This is a genomic window from Tritonibacter sp. SIMBA_163, assembly GCF_046535935.1.
GTDB classification, from domain to species: Bacteria; Pseudomonadota; Alphaproteobacteria; order Rhodobacterales; family Rhodobacteraceae; genus Epibacterium; species Epibacterium scottomollicae.
Genome location: NZ_JAWJBP010000775.1, coordinates 1 through 257 on the forward strand (window position 1 = coordinate 1; position 257 = coordinate 257).

Genomic DNA, 257 nt, shown 5'->3' on the forward strand with positions numbered 1-257 from the left:
TTCCTAATTGGGTTTCTATAGCGGAACGAGAGAGACTTTTTTCGAGGGAGAAGCCACTGCTTTCGGTGCGTCTTACACCGGAAAGGGTACCGCCAACCTTTAAGAGATCTCCCAGATCTCGCGCGATAGAACGAATATAAGTGCCACTTTTGCAAGCAATGTGCAGGGTCAATTCTGGAAAGTTTCCGTCTTGCCAAGCTAAGACTTGGATCTGAGTAATTTCCACTTCTCGCGGTGGCACTTCTACGGTTTTCCCT

1 pseudogene is annotated in these 257 nt (G+C 47.9%); it reads right to left on the reverse strand.

Features of this window, described 5'->3' with window-relative positions:
* A pseudogene (locus R0J92_RS24425) lies at positions 1-257 on the reverse strand (tRNA pseudouridine(55) synthase TruB); the annotation flags it as partial.